Source organism: Salipiger abyssi, from assembly GCF_001975705.1.
Taxonomy (GTDB): Bacteria; Pseudomonadota; Alphaproteobacteria; order Rhodobacterales; family Rhodobacteraceae; genus Salipiger; species Salipiger abyssi.
Genome location: NZ_CP015093.1, coordinates 3,129,385 through 3,143,862 on the forward strand (window position 1 = coordinate 3,129,385; position 14,478 = coordinate 3,143,862).

At 65.6% G+C, this 14,478-nt stretch carries 12 protein-coding genes; 10 read left to right on the top strand and 2 right to left on the bottom strand.

The genetic code is table 11. The features are described from left to right. Positions 1–52: 52 nt before the first annotated feature. Positions 53–2,134: a class 1b ribonucleoside-diphosphate reductase subunit alpha gene (gene nrdE / locus Ga0080574_RS18780; protein WP_237219395.1), complete on the top strand. Its 2,082-nt coding sequence runs from the start codon at positions 53–55 to the stop codon at positions 2,132–2,134. A 172-nt stretch (positions 2,135–2,306) separates the two neighbouring features. Beyond that, on the top strand, positions 2,307–3,284 hold the full coding sequence (gene nrdF, locus Ga0080574_RS18785; protein ID WP_076703218.1) for a class 1b ribonucleoside-diphosphate reductase subunit beta: 978 nt from the start codon (positions 2,307–2,309) through the stop codon (positions 3,282–3,284). Positions 3,285–3,309: 25 nt separating this feature from the next. Here nrdF and Ga0080574_RS18790 read toward each other — a convergent pair whose 3' ends face one another. After that, positions 3,310–4,290, bottom strand: coding sequence for a LysR family transcriptional regulator (locus Ga0080574_RS18790; RefSeq protein WP_076703220.1), 981 nt, complete (start codon positions 4,288–4,290; stop codon positions 3,310–3,312). Positions 4,291–4,384: 94 nt separating this feature from the next. On the opposite strand from Ga0080574_RS18790, the gene Ga0080574_RS18795 reads away from it, so the two are divergent. The 8 genes from Ga0080574_RS18795 to Ga0080574_RS18830 all read left to right on the top strand — a co-directional run bounded on the left by Ga0080574_RS18795 (position 4,385) and on the right by Ga0080574_RS18830 (position 12,188). Further along, positions 4,385–5,251 (top strand): ABC transporter permease, encoded by an 867-nt coding sequence (locus tag Ga0080574_RS18795; RefSeq protein ID WP_076703222.1) that lies wholly within the window; start codon positions 4,385–4,387, stop codon positions 5,249–5,251. Next, positions 5,251–6,033, top strand: coding sequence for an ABC transporter permease (locus Ga0080574_RS18800; protein WP_076703225.1), 783 nt, complete (start codon positions 5,251–5,253; stop codon positions 6,031–6,033). Before Ga0080574_RS18795 ends, Ga0080574_RS18800 begins: the two co-directional genes overlap by 1 nt. Positions 6,034–6,075: 42 nt before the next feature. Further along, positions 6,076–7,218, top strand: a complete 1,143-nt coding sequence (locus Ga0080574_RS18805; protein WP_076706055.1) for an extracellular solute-binding protein — start codon at positions 6,076–6,078, stop codon at positions 7,216–7,218. Between the two features lie 127 nt (positions 7,219–7,345). Beyond that, complete coding sequence (locus Ga0080574_RS18810; protein ID WP_076703227.1) at positions 7,346–8,431, top strand: ABC transporter ATP-binding protein; 1,086 nt, start codon at positions 7,346–7,348, stop codon at positions 8,429–8,431. Continuing rightward, positions 8,428–9,765, top strand: coding sequence for an aminotransferase family protein (locus tag Ga0080574_RS18815; protein ID WP_076703229.1), 1,338 nt, complete (start codon positions 8,428–8,430; stop codon positions 9,763–9,765). Before Ga0080574_RS18810 ends, Ga0080574_RS18815 begins: the two co-directional genes overlap by 4 nt. Before the next feature lies 1 nt (position 9,766). Further along, positions 9,767–10,693 (top strand): 3,5-dioxohexanoate:acetyl-CoA acetone transferase, encoded by a 927-nt coding sequence (gene kce, locus Ga0080574_RS18820; protein ID WP_076703231.1) that lies wholly within the window; start codon positions 9,767–9,769, stop codon positions 10,691–10,693. Beyond that, a complete protein-coding gene (locus Ga0080574_RS18825) occupies positions 10,690–11,169 on the top strand; it encodes a GNAT family N-acetyltransferase (RefSeq protein WP_076703233.1) in 480 nt (159 codons plus the stop codon). Before kce ends, Ga0080574_RS18825 begins: the two co-directional genes overlap by 4 nt. Continuing rightward, positions 11,166–12,188 carry a histone deacetylase family protein gene (locus Ga0080574_RS18830; RefSeq protein ID WP_076703235.1) on the top strand — a complete coding sequence of 341 codons (1,023 nt, stop codon included), beginning with the start codon at positions 11,166–11,168 and terminating at the stop codon, positions 12,186–12,188. Before Ga0080574_RS18825 ends, Ga0080574_RS18830 begins: the two co-directional genes overlap by 4 nt. A gap of 7 nt (positions 12,189–12,195) precedes the next feature. Here the strand turns inward: Ga0080574_RS18830 and Ga0080574_RS18835 are convergent, their stop codons facing one another. Further along, positions 12,196–14,388 carry a 3-hydroxyacyl-CoA dehydrogenase NAD-binding domain-containing protein gene (locus tag Ga0080574_RS18835; RefSeq protein WP_076703238.1) on the bottom strand — a complete coding sequence of 731 codons (2,193 nt, stop codon included), beginning with the start codon at positions 14,386–14,388 and terminating at the stop codon, positions 12,196–12,198. Positions 14,389–14,478: the final 90 nt, after the last annotated feature.

The following is a 14,478-nucleotide window of genomic DNA, read 5'->3' on the forward strand; positions in this document are numbered from 1 at the left end:
CAAGGCGGTGCCGGCGGAATGGCAGGGTCTGGATTACCACGCGCTGAACGCGATGCTGAACCTCTATGACGACGAGGGGAAGATCCGCTTCGACGCCGACCGCATGGCCGCGCGGCAGTATTTCCTCCAGCATGTGAACCAGAACACGGTGTTCTTTCACTCGCTTGAGGAAAAGCTGCGCTATCTGGTCGATGAGGGCTACTACGAGGCCCATGTGCTGGGCCAGTATGACGACGCCTTCCTGGCAAAGATCTGGGATGCGGCCTACAAGATCAAGTTCCGCTTTCCGACCTTCCTCGGCGCGTTCAAATATTACACCAGCTACACGCTGAAGACCCGCGACGGGAAACGCTATCTGGAGCGGTTCGAGGACCGGGTGGTGATGGTCGCCCTGACGCTGGCACGCGGCGACGAGGCGCTGTCGATGCAGCTCATGCGCGAGATGCTGGGCGGCCGGTTCCAGCCCGCGACGCCCACGTTCCTCAATGCCGGCAAGGCGCAGCGCGGCGAGCTGATCTCGTGTTTCCTGCTGCGGCTCGAAGACAATATGGAAAGCATCGGGCGCGGCATCAACTCTGCGCTGCAACTGTCGAAGCGCGGCGGCGGCGTGGCGCTGATGCTGACCAATATCCGCGAGCACGGCGCGGCGATCAAAGGCATCGAGAACCAGTCCTCGGGCGTCATCCCGGTGATGAAGCTGCTTGAGGATTCCTTCAGCTACGCCAACCAGCTCGGCGCGCGGCAGGGCGCGGGGGCGGTCTATCTCAATGCCCACCACCCGGACATTCTGCGGTTCCTCGACACCAAGCGCGAGAATGCCGACGAAAAGATCCGTATCAAGACGCTGAGCCTCGGCGTGGTGATCCCCGACATCACCTTCGAGCTGGCGAAGAAGAACGACGACATGTACCTGTTCTCGCCGCATGACGTGGAGCGCGTCTATGGCAAGGCGTTCTCGGAGATCTCGGTCAGCGAGAAATATCACGAGATGGTGGATAACCCCAAGATCCGCAAGAAAAAGATCAACGCGCGGGCGTTCTTCCAGACCATCGCCGAGATCCAGTTCGAGAGCGGCTATCCCTATATCATGTTCGAGGACACGGTGAACCGCGAGAACCCGGTGGCCGGGCGCATCTCCATGTCGAACCTCTGCTCCGAGATCCTTCAGGTCAACGAGGCGTCGGAATTCAACGACGATCTCGGCTACAAGCATCTGGGCACGGATATCTCCTGCAATCTCGGCTCGCTCAATATCGCCAAGGCGATGGATGGCGGCGATCTCGGCGCCACGGTCGGCACCGCGGTGCGGGCGCTGAACGCGGTTTCCGAGATGTCGTCGATCGACTCAGTGCCCTCGGTGCGGCGCGGCAATGACGAGAGCCATGCCATCGGGCTCGGCCAGATGAACCTGCACGGCTTCCTTGCGCGCGAGCGGATCCATTACGGCTCGCCCGAGGGGATCGACTTTACCAATATCTATTTCGCCACCGTGCTCTATCACTGCCTGCGCGCGTCGAATGCGCTGGCCAGGGAGCGGGGCCGCAGCTTTGCCGGGTTCGAGGCGTCGAAATATGCCGACGGCTCGTTCTTCGACAAATATGTCGAGCGCAACTGGCTGCCGGAGACCGACACGGTGCGGGCGCTCTTCGAACGCTTCGGCGTTGAGGTGCCGGGCCGCGAAGACTGGGCCGCGCTGCGCGATGCGGTGATCGAGGGCGGGCTTTACAACCGCAACCTTCAGGCGGTGCCGCCCACCGGCTCGATCAGCTATATCAACAACGCCACCTCGTCGATCCACCCGATCACCGCCAAGATCGAGATCCGCAAGGAAGGCAAGATCGGCCGCGTCTATTACCCGGCGGCCTTCATGAGCAATGACAATCTCGAATACTACAAGGATGCCTACGAGATCGGCGCCGAGGCGATTATCGACACCTATGCGGCGGCGACCCAGCATGTCGATCAGGGCCTGTCGCTGACGCTGTTCTTCAAGGACACGGCGACCACGCGCGATATCAACCGGGCGCAGATCTATGCCTGGAAGAAGGGGATCAAGACGATCTACTACATCCGCCTGCGCCAGATGGCGCTGGAAGGCACCGAAGTGCAGGGCTGCGTGTCCTGCTCGCTCTGAACGCGCCGCCGTTCCGTTGCCGCCGGGGCCGATCCGGCGGCGCGGGGCGGAGGGGGTGTTTTGGAGTATTTTGAGAAAGATGAAGACGCAGGGCGCCGCGCCGCCCGTAGGGTGGGCAATCTGCCCACCACTCGCCGCAGATATTTCGCCCCGTAGCCCGAAGGGTCACACCATGAAAGACATTGCCCAAACCCGCCCGGTGCCGCGCGCCATCAACTGGAACCGCCTTCAGGACGACAAGGATCTGGAGATCTGGAACCGTCTGACGGTGAATTTCTGGCTGCCGGAAAAGGTGCCGCTGTCGAACGACATCCAGAGCTGGTCGCAGCTCACCGAGGAAGAGCAGCGGCTCACGATCCGGGTCTTCACCGGGCTGACGCTGCTCGACACGATCCAGAACACGGTGGGCGCGCCGGCGCTGATGGAGGATGCGGTCACCCCGCATGAGGAGGCGGTGCTGACCAATATCGCCTTCATGGAGGCGGTGCATGCGCGCAGCTATTCCTCGATCTTCTCGACCCTGTGCTCGACGGCGGAGGTCGACGAGGCGTTCCGCTGGTCGGAGGAGAACGCGCAGCTCCAGCAGAAATCGCGGCTGATCCTCGACGAATACGACGCCACCGCGAATCCGTTGCGCAAGAAGGTGGCGAGCGTGTTTCTGGAGTCGTTCCTGTTCTACTCGGGCTTCTACCTGCCGATGCACTGGTCGAGCCGGGCGCGGCTGACCAACACCGCCGACCTGATCCGGCTGATCATCCGCGACGAGGCGGTGCATGGCTATTACATCGGCTACAAGTTCCAGCGCGGGCTGGAGCGGCTTTCCGAGGCGGAGCGCAAGGAGATCAAGGATTTTGCCTTCGGGCTGATCTTCGATCTTTACGATATCGAGACGCGCTATACCGAAACGCTCTACGATCCGCTGGGGCTGACCGAGGATGTGAAGGCCTTCCTGCATTACAACGCGAACAAGGCGCTGCAAAACCTTGGTTTTGAAAGTCTTTTCCCGGATGAGCTCTGCAAGGTGAACCCGGCGATCATGGCGGCGCTGTCGCCCAATGCCGACGAGAACCACGACTTCTTCTCGGGCTCCGGTTCCTCCTATGTGATCGGCAAGGCGGTCGCGACCGAGGATGAAGACTGGGATTTCTGAGCGGTACGGCGGCGGCTGAGCTGTCTCAGCCGCTGCGCAGCGACGGCAGATAGGTGCGCTCCTCTATCGGGGCGGCCTCGATGGCGTCGCGGATCATCTCCAGCAGGATGGTCTCGGCGCGGTTCATCACCGCCTGCGGGTTCCAGACCAGATGCACATCGATGGCCGGCAGCCCGTCATAGGGCGGCGTCTGCCAGAGCAGCCCGTCCTGCACGTCGCGCCGCGCCACATGCATCGGCAGCGGCCCGACCCCCAGCCCGGCGATGATCATCCGGCGCACCTCTTCGAGATTGCTGGAGGTGCCGGTGATGCGCATGCCCAGCCGCGACTGCGCCCGCATCAGCGCCACCGGTTTCAGCACATCCTCCAGCCGGTCGGTGTCGAAACTGACCGAGGGCAGCCCGTCGAGATCGTCCGGTGTCAGCCCCTCGCGCCCGAAAAGCGGGTGATAGGGGCCGCAGAACAGCCCGAAGAATTCCCGGTAGAGCCGGCGGTATTCCAGCCGCGAATTGCGCGCCCTGACGAGGCAGACCGCGAAGGAGGCGCGCTTGGCCGAGACCTCGGCCAGCGCCTGGGCGCTGGAATGCACGTCGATCGACAGGCTGGCGCCGGGGTTCTGCGCGTGGAACGCCGCCAGCACCTGATCAAAAAACGGGCAGACCACATGGCTGGCCATGGCGAGTTTGACATGGCCGCGCACCTCGTCGGTCATTTCGCGCAGCAGTGTCGAGAGCCGCAGGATGGAGCCGTTGATCTCCACCGCCTCGCGATAGAGCAGCCGCCCGGCATCGGTCAGATCGTAGCGCCCGGGCTGCCGGTTGATGAGCTGCCGGCCGACGCGATCCTCCAGTCTTTTCAAGGCGGAAGAGACCGAGGGCTGCTTCAGCCGCAGCCGCGCCGCGCCCTCGGTGATGGAGCGCGATTCCGCCAGCACGACGAAGGTGCGCAACAGGTTCCAGTCGAGCTCGCGGGCGATGCGTTCCGGGTCATAGGGATCGGGAGGCATAGACCCTCTCAATAATGAAAATTCCGATTATCTATTTGATCAATGTGACGCGCTTCCGAAGCATCGGCAACAGGAAAGCCATGAGGAATCGCAGATGTCGGTCGAAGCCCGCGAGGCGCGCCAGCCCTGGATACTGCTCTCGCCCGCGCTGACGGCGGTGGCGCTGTTGTTGCTGGTGCCGCTCTGTTTCATCGTGGTCTACAGCTTCTGGCTGCGCACCGCGACCGGCGCGGACCAGCCGGGCTTTTACCTCGACAACTGGGCCGAGGCGCTGACCGACCCGTTCTATCGCGACATCCTGCTCAACACGCTGAAGATCGCCGCGATCACCACGCTGGTCTGCGCGGTGATGGGCTATCCTTCGGCCTATTTCATCGCCCGGTCGCGCGGCAACAAGGCGATCCTGCTGCTGCTGCTCATGCTGCCCTTCTGGATCAGCTACATCATCCGCACGATGAGCTGGATCAATATCCTCGGCGTCTCCGGTGCGCTGAACAGCTTTCTGCTCTGGACAGGGATCGTGGGAGAGCCGATCCAGATGCTCTATAACGAGGCGACGGTGATCCTCGGGCTGGTGCATTTCCTGCTGCCCTTCATGATCCTCAATATCTTTGTGAGCCTCGACGGCATCGACGTGACGCTGGAGGACGCGGCCAACTCGCTGGGCGCGACGCGCTGGGAGGCGTTTCTGCAAGTGACCCTGCCGCTGTCGCTGCCGGGGCTGGCCGCCGGCGGGCTGCTCTGCTTCGTGCTGGGGGCGGGGACTTATATCACGCCGCTGGTGCTGGGCGGGCCGACCGATGCGATGTTCGCCAATCTCGTCTTCGAGGCGATCATCACCCAGCTCAACTGGCCGCTGGGCTCGGCGCTGTCGCTGATGCTGCTGGTGGTGCTGGGCATCCTCGTGGCGATCTACAACCGCTATCTCGGCATGGCGCAGCTGATGAAGGGGCTGGGCTGATGGGCTGGTTTGTCATCCGCGGATACGCGATCCTCGTCTATCTCTTCATGTTCCTGCCGGTCGCGGTGGTGGTGCTGCTGAGCTTCAACGCCTCGCAGTTCGGCAGCTTCCCGATGACCGGCTTTTCCTTCCGCTGGTTCGTGGAGCTGGCGCAGAACGAAGCGATCCTGCGCGCCTTCCGCACGTCCATCGTGCTGGGGCTGCTGACGGCGCTGATCTCGACCACGCTTGGCGTGCTGGCGAGCCTCGCGCTGGTGCGCTACCGGGTGCCGGGGGCGAATGTGGTCTCGACGCTGCTGATCGCGCCGATCCTCGTGCCCGAGGTGGTGCTCGCCGTGGCGCTGCTGCTTTTTCTCAACGTGCTGGGCGTGAACAAGAGCTTTGCGCTGCTGCTCTTCGGCCATGTCATCTTTACGCTGCCCTTCGTGATCCTCGTGGTGCAGGCGCGGCTGGTGTCGATCCGGCGCGATGTGGAGGAGGCGGCGATGAGCCTCGGCGCGAGCCCGATGCAGACCTTCTTCCAGATCACCCTGCCGCTAATGCTGCCGGCGGTGCTGGCGGGCGGGCTCTTTGCCTTCACCATCAGTTTCGACGACATCACCGGCACGCTGTTCTGGAAACCCGGCGGGGTCGAGACCGTGCCAACCCAGATCTTTGCCATGCTGCGCAATTCCATCAGCCCCGAGATCAACGCGCTGGGCACGGTGATGATCGTCATGACCGTGGGCCTGCCGCTGCTCGGGGCGGCCATCGCAAGACAACTATCCAAGAAGAGCGGCTGACACCGCTCCGCCTGATCCGACAAGGAGTGAATCGTGAAAAAAATCGACAATACAACTCGTTATGAGCGACTGCGTGAGCGTTACATGAACGGCGATCTGGACCGCCGCAGCTTTCTCGGCCTGATCGGCGCGGCGGGTCTGGCCTATGGCGTGCAGACGCCCTTTGCCCGCTACGCCAATGCCCAGACGGTCGGCCAGGTGCGCTTTGACGGCTGGGGCGGCGTGGTCTCCGAGGCGTTCCGCGAATACGCCTTCGACCCCTATACCGCCGATACCGGCATCGAGGTGGTCGACGGCACCTTTGGCGGCGGCGACGAATATCTCTCCCGCGTCAAGGCCAGCCAGCCGGGCGAATACAATATCGCCCACCTGTCCGGGGTCTTCGACTATGCGCGCTATCACAATCTCGGCCTCAGCTCCGAGCTGAACGAAGCCAATATCCCCAATCTCGAATTCGTCATCCCCAAGCTGGTGGAGGTGTTCCGCAAGGTCTCGGGCGGGGCGCTGTCCTGCGTGCCCTATGATTACGGCACCACGGGGCTGGCCTATAATCGCAAATACATCTCCGACGAGGAGATGCAGCAGAAAGGCGCCAAGATCCTCATCGACGAGGCCTACAAGGGCAAGATCGCCGGCTGGAGCGACTGGCGCACCCGCATCTGGTTCGCCTCGCTGCAGACCGGGCAGGATCCGAACGGCGCCACCGATATGGAGGCCGTCTGGGACGCGATCCGCGCCCATCGCGATCTGTCGCTGAAATACTGGACCTCGGGCGCCGAGCTGATGTCGCTGCTGGCCGAGGAAGAGATCTATGTGACCGAAGGCTGGTCGGGCCGGATCTACGCGCTTCAGGAGCAGGGCCACGACATTGGCTATTACGATCCGCCCAACGGCTATGGATGGCAGGAATGCCTCTTCGTGCTCAAGGGCTCGCCGATGGAGGCCTGCGAGGAGCTGCTGAACTTCATGCTGGCGCCGGAAACCTCCATCGCCGTGGCCGAGGGGCAGAACTACCCGCCGGCGCTCGATCCGAACAAGGTGGATCTGGGGTCCAAGATCCCGACGCTGCCGGCCTTCGATCCCAAGGGCACGCTGGAGGGGCTGACCTTTGCCGATCCGGAGTACTGGAACGGCAATGAGGCGGACTGGTCCAAGACCTTCGGTCGCGTGCAAAAGGGCTACTGACCCCAGACCGAGACATCCGCCCCGGGCTCGCCCCGGGGCCTCCCCCTCTAGGCCAGAGGCCCCGGGTCAAGCCCGGGGCGGGTGATGCCTCCGACTTCCCCTTCCGATCCCACCGACAGGACCGCCCATGAGCTCCGTCACTCTCCGCAACGTCGTGAAGCGCTTTCACAAGTTCACCGCGGTGCACAAGACCAACCTCGAGATCCCCGACGGCGCCTTCGTCACGCTGCTCGGCCCCTCGGGCTGCGGCAAGACCACCAATCTGCGCATGATCGCGGGGCTCCTCGATCCGACCGAGGGCGAGATCCTGATCGGCGGCAAGCGCGTGAACGATGTGCCGATCCACAAGCGCAATCTGGGCATCGTGTTCCAGAACTACGCGCTGTTTCCGCACAAGACCGTGGCCGAGAACGTCGCCTTCGGGCTGAAATACCGCGACGTGCCAAAATCCGAGATCGCCGGGCGGGTGCAGAAGGCGCTCGATCTGGTGCAGCTGCCGCATGTGGGCGAGCGCTATCCAAAGGCGCTCTCGGGCGGCCAGCAGCAGCGCATCGCGCTGGCCCGCGCCATCGTCATCGAGCCGGACGTGCTGCTGCTCGACGAGCCGCTCTCGGCGCTCGACGCCAATCTGCGCGAGGATATGCGGGTGGAGCTGAAGCGCATTCAGGACCAGATCGGCGTCACCACCGTCTTTGTCACCCACGACCAGTCCGAGGCGCTGGCCATGTCCGACAGCATCGTGGTGATGAGCGCCGGCCGGGTCGAGCAGATGGGCGCGCCGGAGGAGGTCTATAACAACCCCGCCAGCGAATTCGTGGCGAATTTCCTCGGCGCTTCCAACATGTTGCCCGCCGCCTGCACCGCGACCGACGCTGAGGGCGCCACGCTCGACGTTGCGCCCTTTGGCAGTGTGGCGGTGCCGGCGGAAAAGGCGCAGCGGCTCTCCGGGCCGGGCCCCGCGCAGTTGGTGCTGCGCGCCGAAAAGCTCGCGGTGCTGCCCGAGGCCGAGGCACCGCCCGGCCTGCTCACCGCGCCCGCGCGGGTCGAGACCGTGGATTACCAGGGCCAGACCGTGCGCTATTTCCTGCGGCTCGGCGACCGCCAGCTTCAGGCCATCAACATGATCGACGAACGACCTTTCGAACAGGGCGCCCCGGTGCGGATCGGCTTCCGCCCGAAAGACGCCTCGGCCCTTCCGGCGGAGACCAAATGAGCCACCTTTTCTACCAGGGCCACGGGCGCAAACCCGTGCTCGACCAGGCCCGCGGCGTCTATATGTGGGACACCGACGGCAAGCGCTATCTCGACGGCTCTTCCGGCGCCATGGTCTGCAATATCGGCCATTCCAACGCCAATGTGCTCGCCGCCATGCGCGAGCAGATGGAGTGCGCGACCTTCGGCTACCGGCTGCATTTCGAGACCGAGGCGAGCGAGCGCCTCGCCGCCAAGACCGTGGAAAAGATGCCGCCGGGGCTGAACAAGGTGTTCTTTGTCTCCGGCGGGTCGGAGGCCATCGAAAGCGCGATGAAGCTTGCGCGGCAATATGCCGTTTCCACCGGGCGCGGCAGCCGCTGGAAGGTGATCTCGCGCAGCCCGTCCTATCACGGCTGCACGCTGGGGGCGCTGGCGGTGACCGGCTATCGCTCGCTGACCGCGCCCTTTGCGCCGATGATGCGCGAGATGCCCAAGGTGCCGGCGCCGCGCGCCTATCTCGACGGGCGCGATCCGGAGGATCCGGCGACCGGGCGTCACTATGCCGATATGCTCGAAGATCTGATCCTGATGGAGGGCGAGGACAGCGTGCTCGCCTTCCTGCTGGAACCGGTGGGCGGCGCCTCCACCGGCGCGCTGGTGCCGCCGGCGGGCTATATGGAGCGCATCCGCGAGATCTGCGACCGCCATGGCGTGCTGCTGATCATGGATGAGGTGATGACCGGGGCGGGGCGCACGGGCGCCTTTCTCGGTTGCGAGCACTGGAACATACGGCCCGATATCGTGGTGCTGTCGAAGGGCTTTGCCGCCGGCTACGCGCCGCTGGGCGGCATCGTGGCGCCGGACTGGATGGTCGCCCCGGTGCTCGATCAGGGCGGGTTCGCCCATGGCTTCACCTATGCCGGCAACCCGCTGGCCTGCGCCGCCGGTGCCGCCGTTCTCGACGAGATCGACGCGCAGGGGCTGGTGGAGAACGCCGCGCTCATGGGCGCGCGGCTCAAGGCGCGGCTGCACGCGCTGGCGCAGAAACACGAGATCATCGGCGATGTGCGCGGCAAGGGGCTGCTGCTGGCCTTCGAGTTCATGGCCGATCCGGTGACGAAGAGGCCGCTGCCGAAGGAGCTGCGCGCCTTCGACCGTTTCGTGCAGATCGCCTATGACAACGGACTCATCGTCTATTCCCGCCGCACCCGCGACGGGGTCGAGGGCGATCACATCCTCGTCTGCCCGCCGCTTATCGTGGGCGATACCCATCTCGACGAGATCGTCGAGGGGCTCGACCTGTCGCTGAGCCAGTTCCGCGCCGAGCTGCCGGCGCTCGACCGGGTGAGCTGACATGTCGAAGATCGTGATCACCTGCGCGCTGACCGGCTCGATACACACGCCCTCCATGTCGCCCTATCTGCCGGTGAGCGCCGACGAGATGGTCGCGCAAGGGGTCGCTGCGGCGGAGGCGGGGGCGGCGATCCTGCACCTGCACGCGCGCGACCCCGAGACCGGGCGCCCCTCGGCCAGCCCGGCGCATTACGCCGCCTTCCTGCCGCAGCTCAAACAGGCCACCGGCGCGGTGCTGAACCTCACCACCGGCGGCAGCGCCACCATGACGCTCGACGAGCGTCTGGCCGCGCCGATGGAAATGGCGCCCGAGATGTGTTCGCTCAACATGGGCAGCATGAATTTCGCGCTCTACCCGATGGCCGAGCGGATCTCGGAGTGGAAACACGACTGGGAGCAGCCGTTTCTGGAGGGCTCGGACGACCTCATCTTCAAGAACACCCCGCGCGACATCGCCCATGTGCTGACCGAGCTGGGCGCGAAACGCGGCGCGCGGTTCGAGTTCGAATGCTACGATGTCGGCCATCTCTACATGCTGCGGCATTTCGTGGATCGCGGCATGGTGCAGGGGCCGCTGTTCCTGCAATTCGTCTTCGGGGTGCTGGGCGGGATCGGCGCCGATCCGGAAAATCTCAGCCATATGAAGCGGATCGCCGACAAACTTTTCCCGGAAGGCTATGTGTTTTCCGTACTCGCGGCGGGGCGTCACCAGATGCCGCTGGCGGCGATGGCGGCGGCGATGGGCGGGCATGTGCGCGTCGGGCTCGAAGACAGCCTCATGCTGTCGCGGGGTCGGCTGGCGCGCTCCAACGCCGAGCAGGTGGAAAAGATCCGCCGCATCGTCGAGGAGCTGGGCCGCGAGCCCGCCAGCCCCGACGAGGCGCGCGCGCTGCTGGGGCTCAAGGGCGCGGACCGGACGGCGATATGACGATCACGTTCCGACTGGCGGAGGAGGCCGACATGCCGCGTCTCAACGCCGCGCTGGCGGCGCTGTCCGAGACGCTGGGTGATACCCACCGGTCGAGCGAGGACGACCTGCGCCGCGCGGGCTTTGGCCGACACCCGGTGTTCCGGGCGATGCTGGCGGAGGCGGCGGGAGAGCTTGTCGGGCTGGCGCTCTATTCGCCGAGCCTCTCGACCTCGAAAGGGCTTGTGGTGAGCTATGTGTCCGATCTCTGGGTGTCGCCCGAGCGGCGCGGCCAGCGGCTGGGGCCGCGTCTGCTGGCTGCGGTGGCGCGCGACGCGGCGGCGGTCTGGGGCGCCGGGGCGCTGAAGCTCAACGTCTATCACGACAACCCGGCGGCGCGGCGGTTCTACGACCGGCTCGGATTTGTCCCCGCCGAGCACCATACCGAGATGTTTCTGGACGAGGCCGGCATCGCGGCCCTTGGAGCGAGAGAATGAAAGCGTTTTTCGACGACCGGCAATGGCGCCACGCGCCGCGTCACTTCATGGCCAATGGCGCGCTGCTGCCCAACCCCGAAGAGCCGCGCCGCATCGAGATCCTGACCGGGGGCGCGCTTGCGGCGGGTTGCAGCTTTGCCGCGCCGGGGGATGCGGGGCTCGGCCCCATCGCGGCGCTGCACACCGCCGAATACATCAGCTTCCTGCGCAATATCTACACCCGCTGGCGGCGCATCGAGGGCGCGGGCGAGGAGGTGATCCCCAATATCCACCCCGCCAGCCGCAGCGACGGCTACCCGAAATCCGCCGTGGGGCAGGCGGGCTGGCATCAGGCCGACACGGCCTGCCCGATTGCCGAACATACCTGGGAGGCGGCCTACTGGTCGGCGCAGACCGCCATTGCCGGGGCCGATTATCTGCTTGAAGGCGGCACTATGGCATATGCACTTTCCCGACCTCCGGGGCATCATGCCTTTGCGGATCTGGCGGGTGGGTTCTGCTTTTTCAACAATTCCGCCATCGCGGCGGAACGGCTGCGCGCCGCCGGTCTGCGCCCGGCCATCGTCGATGTGGACGTGCATCACGGCAATGGCACGCAGGGCATTTTCTATGGGTGCAGCGACGTGCTGACCGTTTCCATCCATGCCGATCCGGCGCGGTTCTACCCGTTCTTCTGGGGGCATGCGCAGGAACGCGGCGAGGGGCAGGGGCTGGGCTACAATCTCAACCTGCCGCTGCCGCGCGGCACCGGGGATGCCGATTATCTCGCGACGCTGGCCACCGCGCTGGAGCGCTGCGACAGTTTCGGTGCCGATGTCATCGTCGTGGCGCTGGGGCTCGACGCCTCGGTGGACGATCCGTTCCAGGGGCTCGCCGTCACGCAGGAGGGTTTTGCCCGCATCGGCGCGGCCTTTGCCGCCACCGGGCGCAAGATCCTCTTTGTGCAGGAGGGCGGCTATGTCAGCGATACGCTGGGCGCCAACCTCACCCGCGTGCTGAGCGGCGCGCAGGGCGGCTAGCGGGGCCTCAGGCGGCGCTCTGCGCGGTGCCGAACCGACCGTAGAAGCTCTCGCCCCGCGCCGCCATCTCGCACAGCAGCGCCGGACAGGCAAAGCGCGTGCCATGCATGTCGCTGAGCGCAGCGCAGCGTTCGGCGGCATAGGGCGTGCCCAGCATGTCGAGCCAGCTGAACGGCCCGCCCGACCAGGGCGCAAAGCCCCAGCCGAGAATGGCGCCCACATCGCCCTCGCGTATATCCTCCAGCACACCTGCCTCCAGCGCCCGCACCGCCTCCAGCGCCTGGATGAAGAGCAGCCGGTGCTGCACGTCGATGAGCTCCGGCTGCCCGGCCTCCGGCGGGTATTGTGCCGTCAGCCCCTCCCAGAGCCCCGCGCGCTTGCCCTTTTCGTCATAGGCATAGAACCCGGCGCCCGCCTTGCGGCCCAGCCGGCCTGCGTCGGCCATCTCGAAGAGCACCGCGTCGACCGCGCCGTCGGGATAGGCCTCGCCCATCGCCGCGCGGGTGGCGCGGGCGATCTTCACCCCCAGCTCGATCGAGGTCTCGTCGACCAGTTGCAGCGGCCCCAACGGCATGCCCACCAGCTTGGCGGCATTCTCGACCAGCGCGGGGGCGACGCCTTCGCCGACCATGCGGATGCCCTCGTTGATATAGGGGATGATGCAGCGGTTGGCGTAGAAGAACCGCGCGTCGTTGACCACGATGGGCGTCTTGCGGATCTGGCGCACGAAATCCAGCGCCTTGGCCACGGCGCGCGGCCCGGTCTCGCGGCCCTTGATGATCTCGACCAGCGCCATTTTCTCGACCGGCGAAAAGAAATGGATGCCGATATAGTCCTGCGGCCGGTCGAAGGCACGGGCGAGATCCGAGACGGGCAGGGTGGAGGTGTTGGTGGCAAAGACCGCCTCCTGCGCGATCCGCGCCCCGGCCTCGCGGGTGGCCGTGGCCTTGATCTCGGGGTCTTCGAACACCGCCTCGATCACCAGATCGCAGCCCTGAAGCTCGGCGTAATCGCCGCTGGCGGTGATGCGGCCCAGCAGCGCGGCCTTGTCCTCCGCCGTCGCCTTGCCGCGTGCGATGCCCTTGTCCATGTAGCTGGCGCTGTAGCTCTTGCCTTTCTCGGCGGCCTCGGGGCTGCGGTCGAGCAGAACCACCTCGATACCCGCCTGTGCCGCGACCAGCGCGATGCCCGCGCCCATCATGCCGGCGCCGAGAATGCCCAGCTTTTGCACCGCGCTGTCCGGCGCGTCGGGCCGGTTGGCGCCTTTCTCCAGCGCCTGCTTGCTCTGGAATAGCGTGCGGATCATCGTGCCGGAAGACGGGTTGAGCATGACGCTGGTGAACCAGCGCGCCTCGATCTTCAGCGCCGTGTCGAAGGGCACCAGCGCGCCCTCGTAAACCGCCGAGAGCAATGCTTTTGCCGCCGGGTAGACGCCCTTTGTCTTGCCAATCACCATGGCATTGGCGCCGAGGAAGGTCATGAAGCCCTGCGCACTGTAGGGTGCGCCGCCCGGCAGTTTGTAGCCCCTGCGGTCCCAGGGTTTGACCAGATCGGCCTCGCTCGCCTCCAGCACCCAGGCGCGGGCGGCGGCGAGCGGGTCGGCGCAGACCTCGTCCACCAGCCCCGCCGCCTTGGCCTGTTTCGGTGCGCAGAGCTTGCCTTCGAGCAGGTAGGGCGCCGCGCCCATGGCGCCCAGCTTGCGGATCAGCCGGGTGGTGCCGCCGGCGCCGGGAAAGATGCCGACCTTGATCTCGGGCAGGCCGATCTTGGCCCTGGCATCGTCGGAGACAAAGATCCGGTGACAGGCCAGCGGCAGCTCCAGCCCGATCCCCAGCGCGGTGCCGGGCAGGGCGGCGGCGATGGGCTTGCCGCCCTTGCCCTGCGCATCCATGCCGGCGCGCTCGATCTTGCGCAGCAATGTGTGGATGCGCATGACGCCATCGAAAAGCCCCTGCGCCGGGTCGTCGCCGGCGCTGCGCATCTCGGCCAGCACGTTGAGATCCATGCCCCCGGCAAAGCTGCCCGGCTTGCCGCTGGTGATCACGATGCCCCGGATATCCGCGTCCTCCAGCGCCGTGTCGATCAGCGCCCCAAGATCAAGAAGACCTTGCAGGCTCATGACATTCATGGATTTTCCCGGGCTGTCCCAGGAGATCACCGCGACGCCGTCCGCGCCGGTTTGCAGGGTGAAATCGCTCATGTCTCTCTCCTCCCGATGTCACGGTCGTCGCGGTGGCGACAGGCCCGCAGGGCGCGCTCCTCGGCCCGGGGGTGCGGCGGCAGTTTCGGC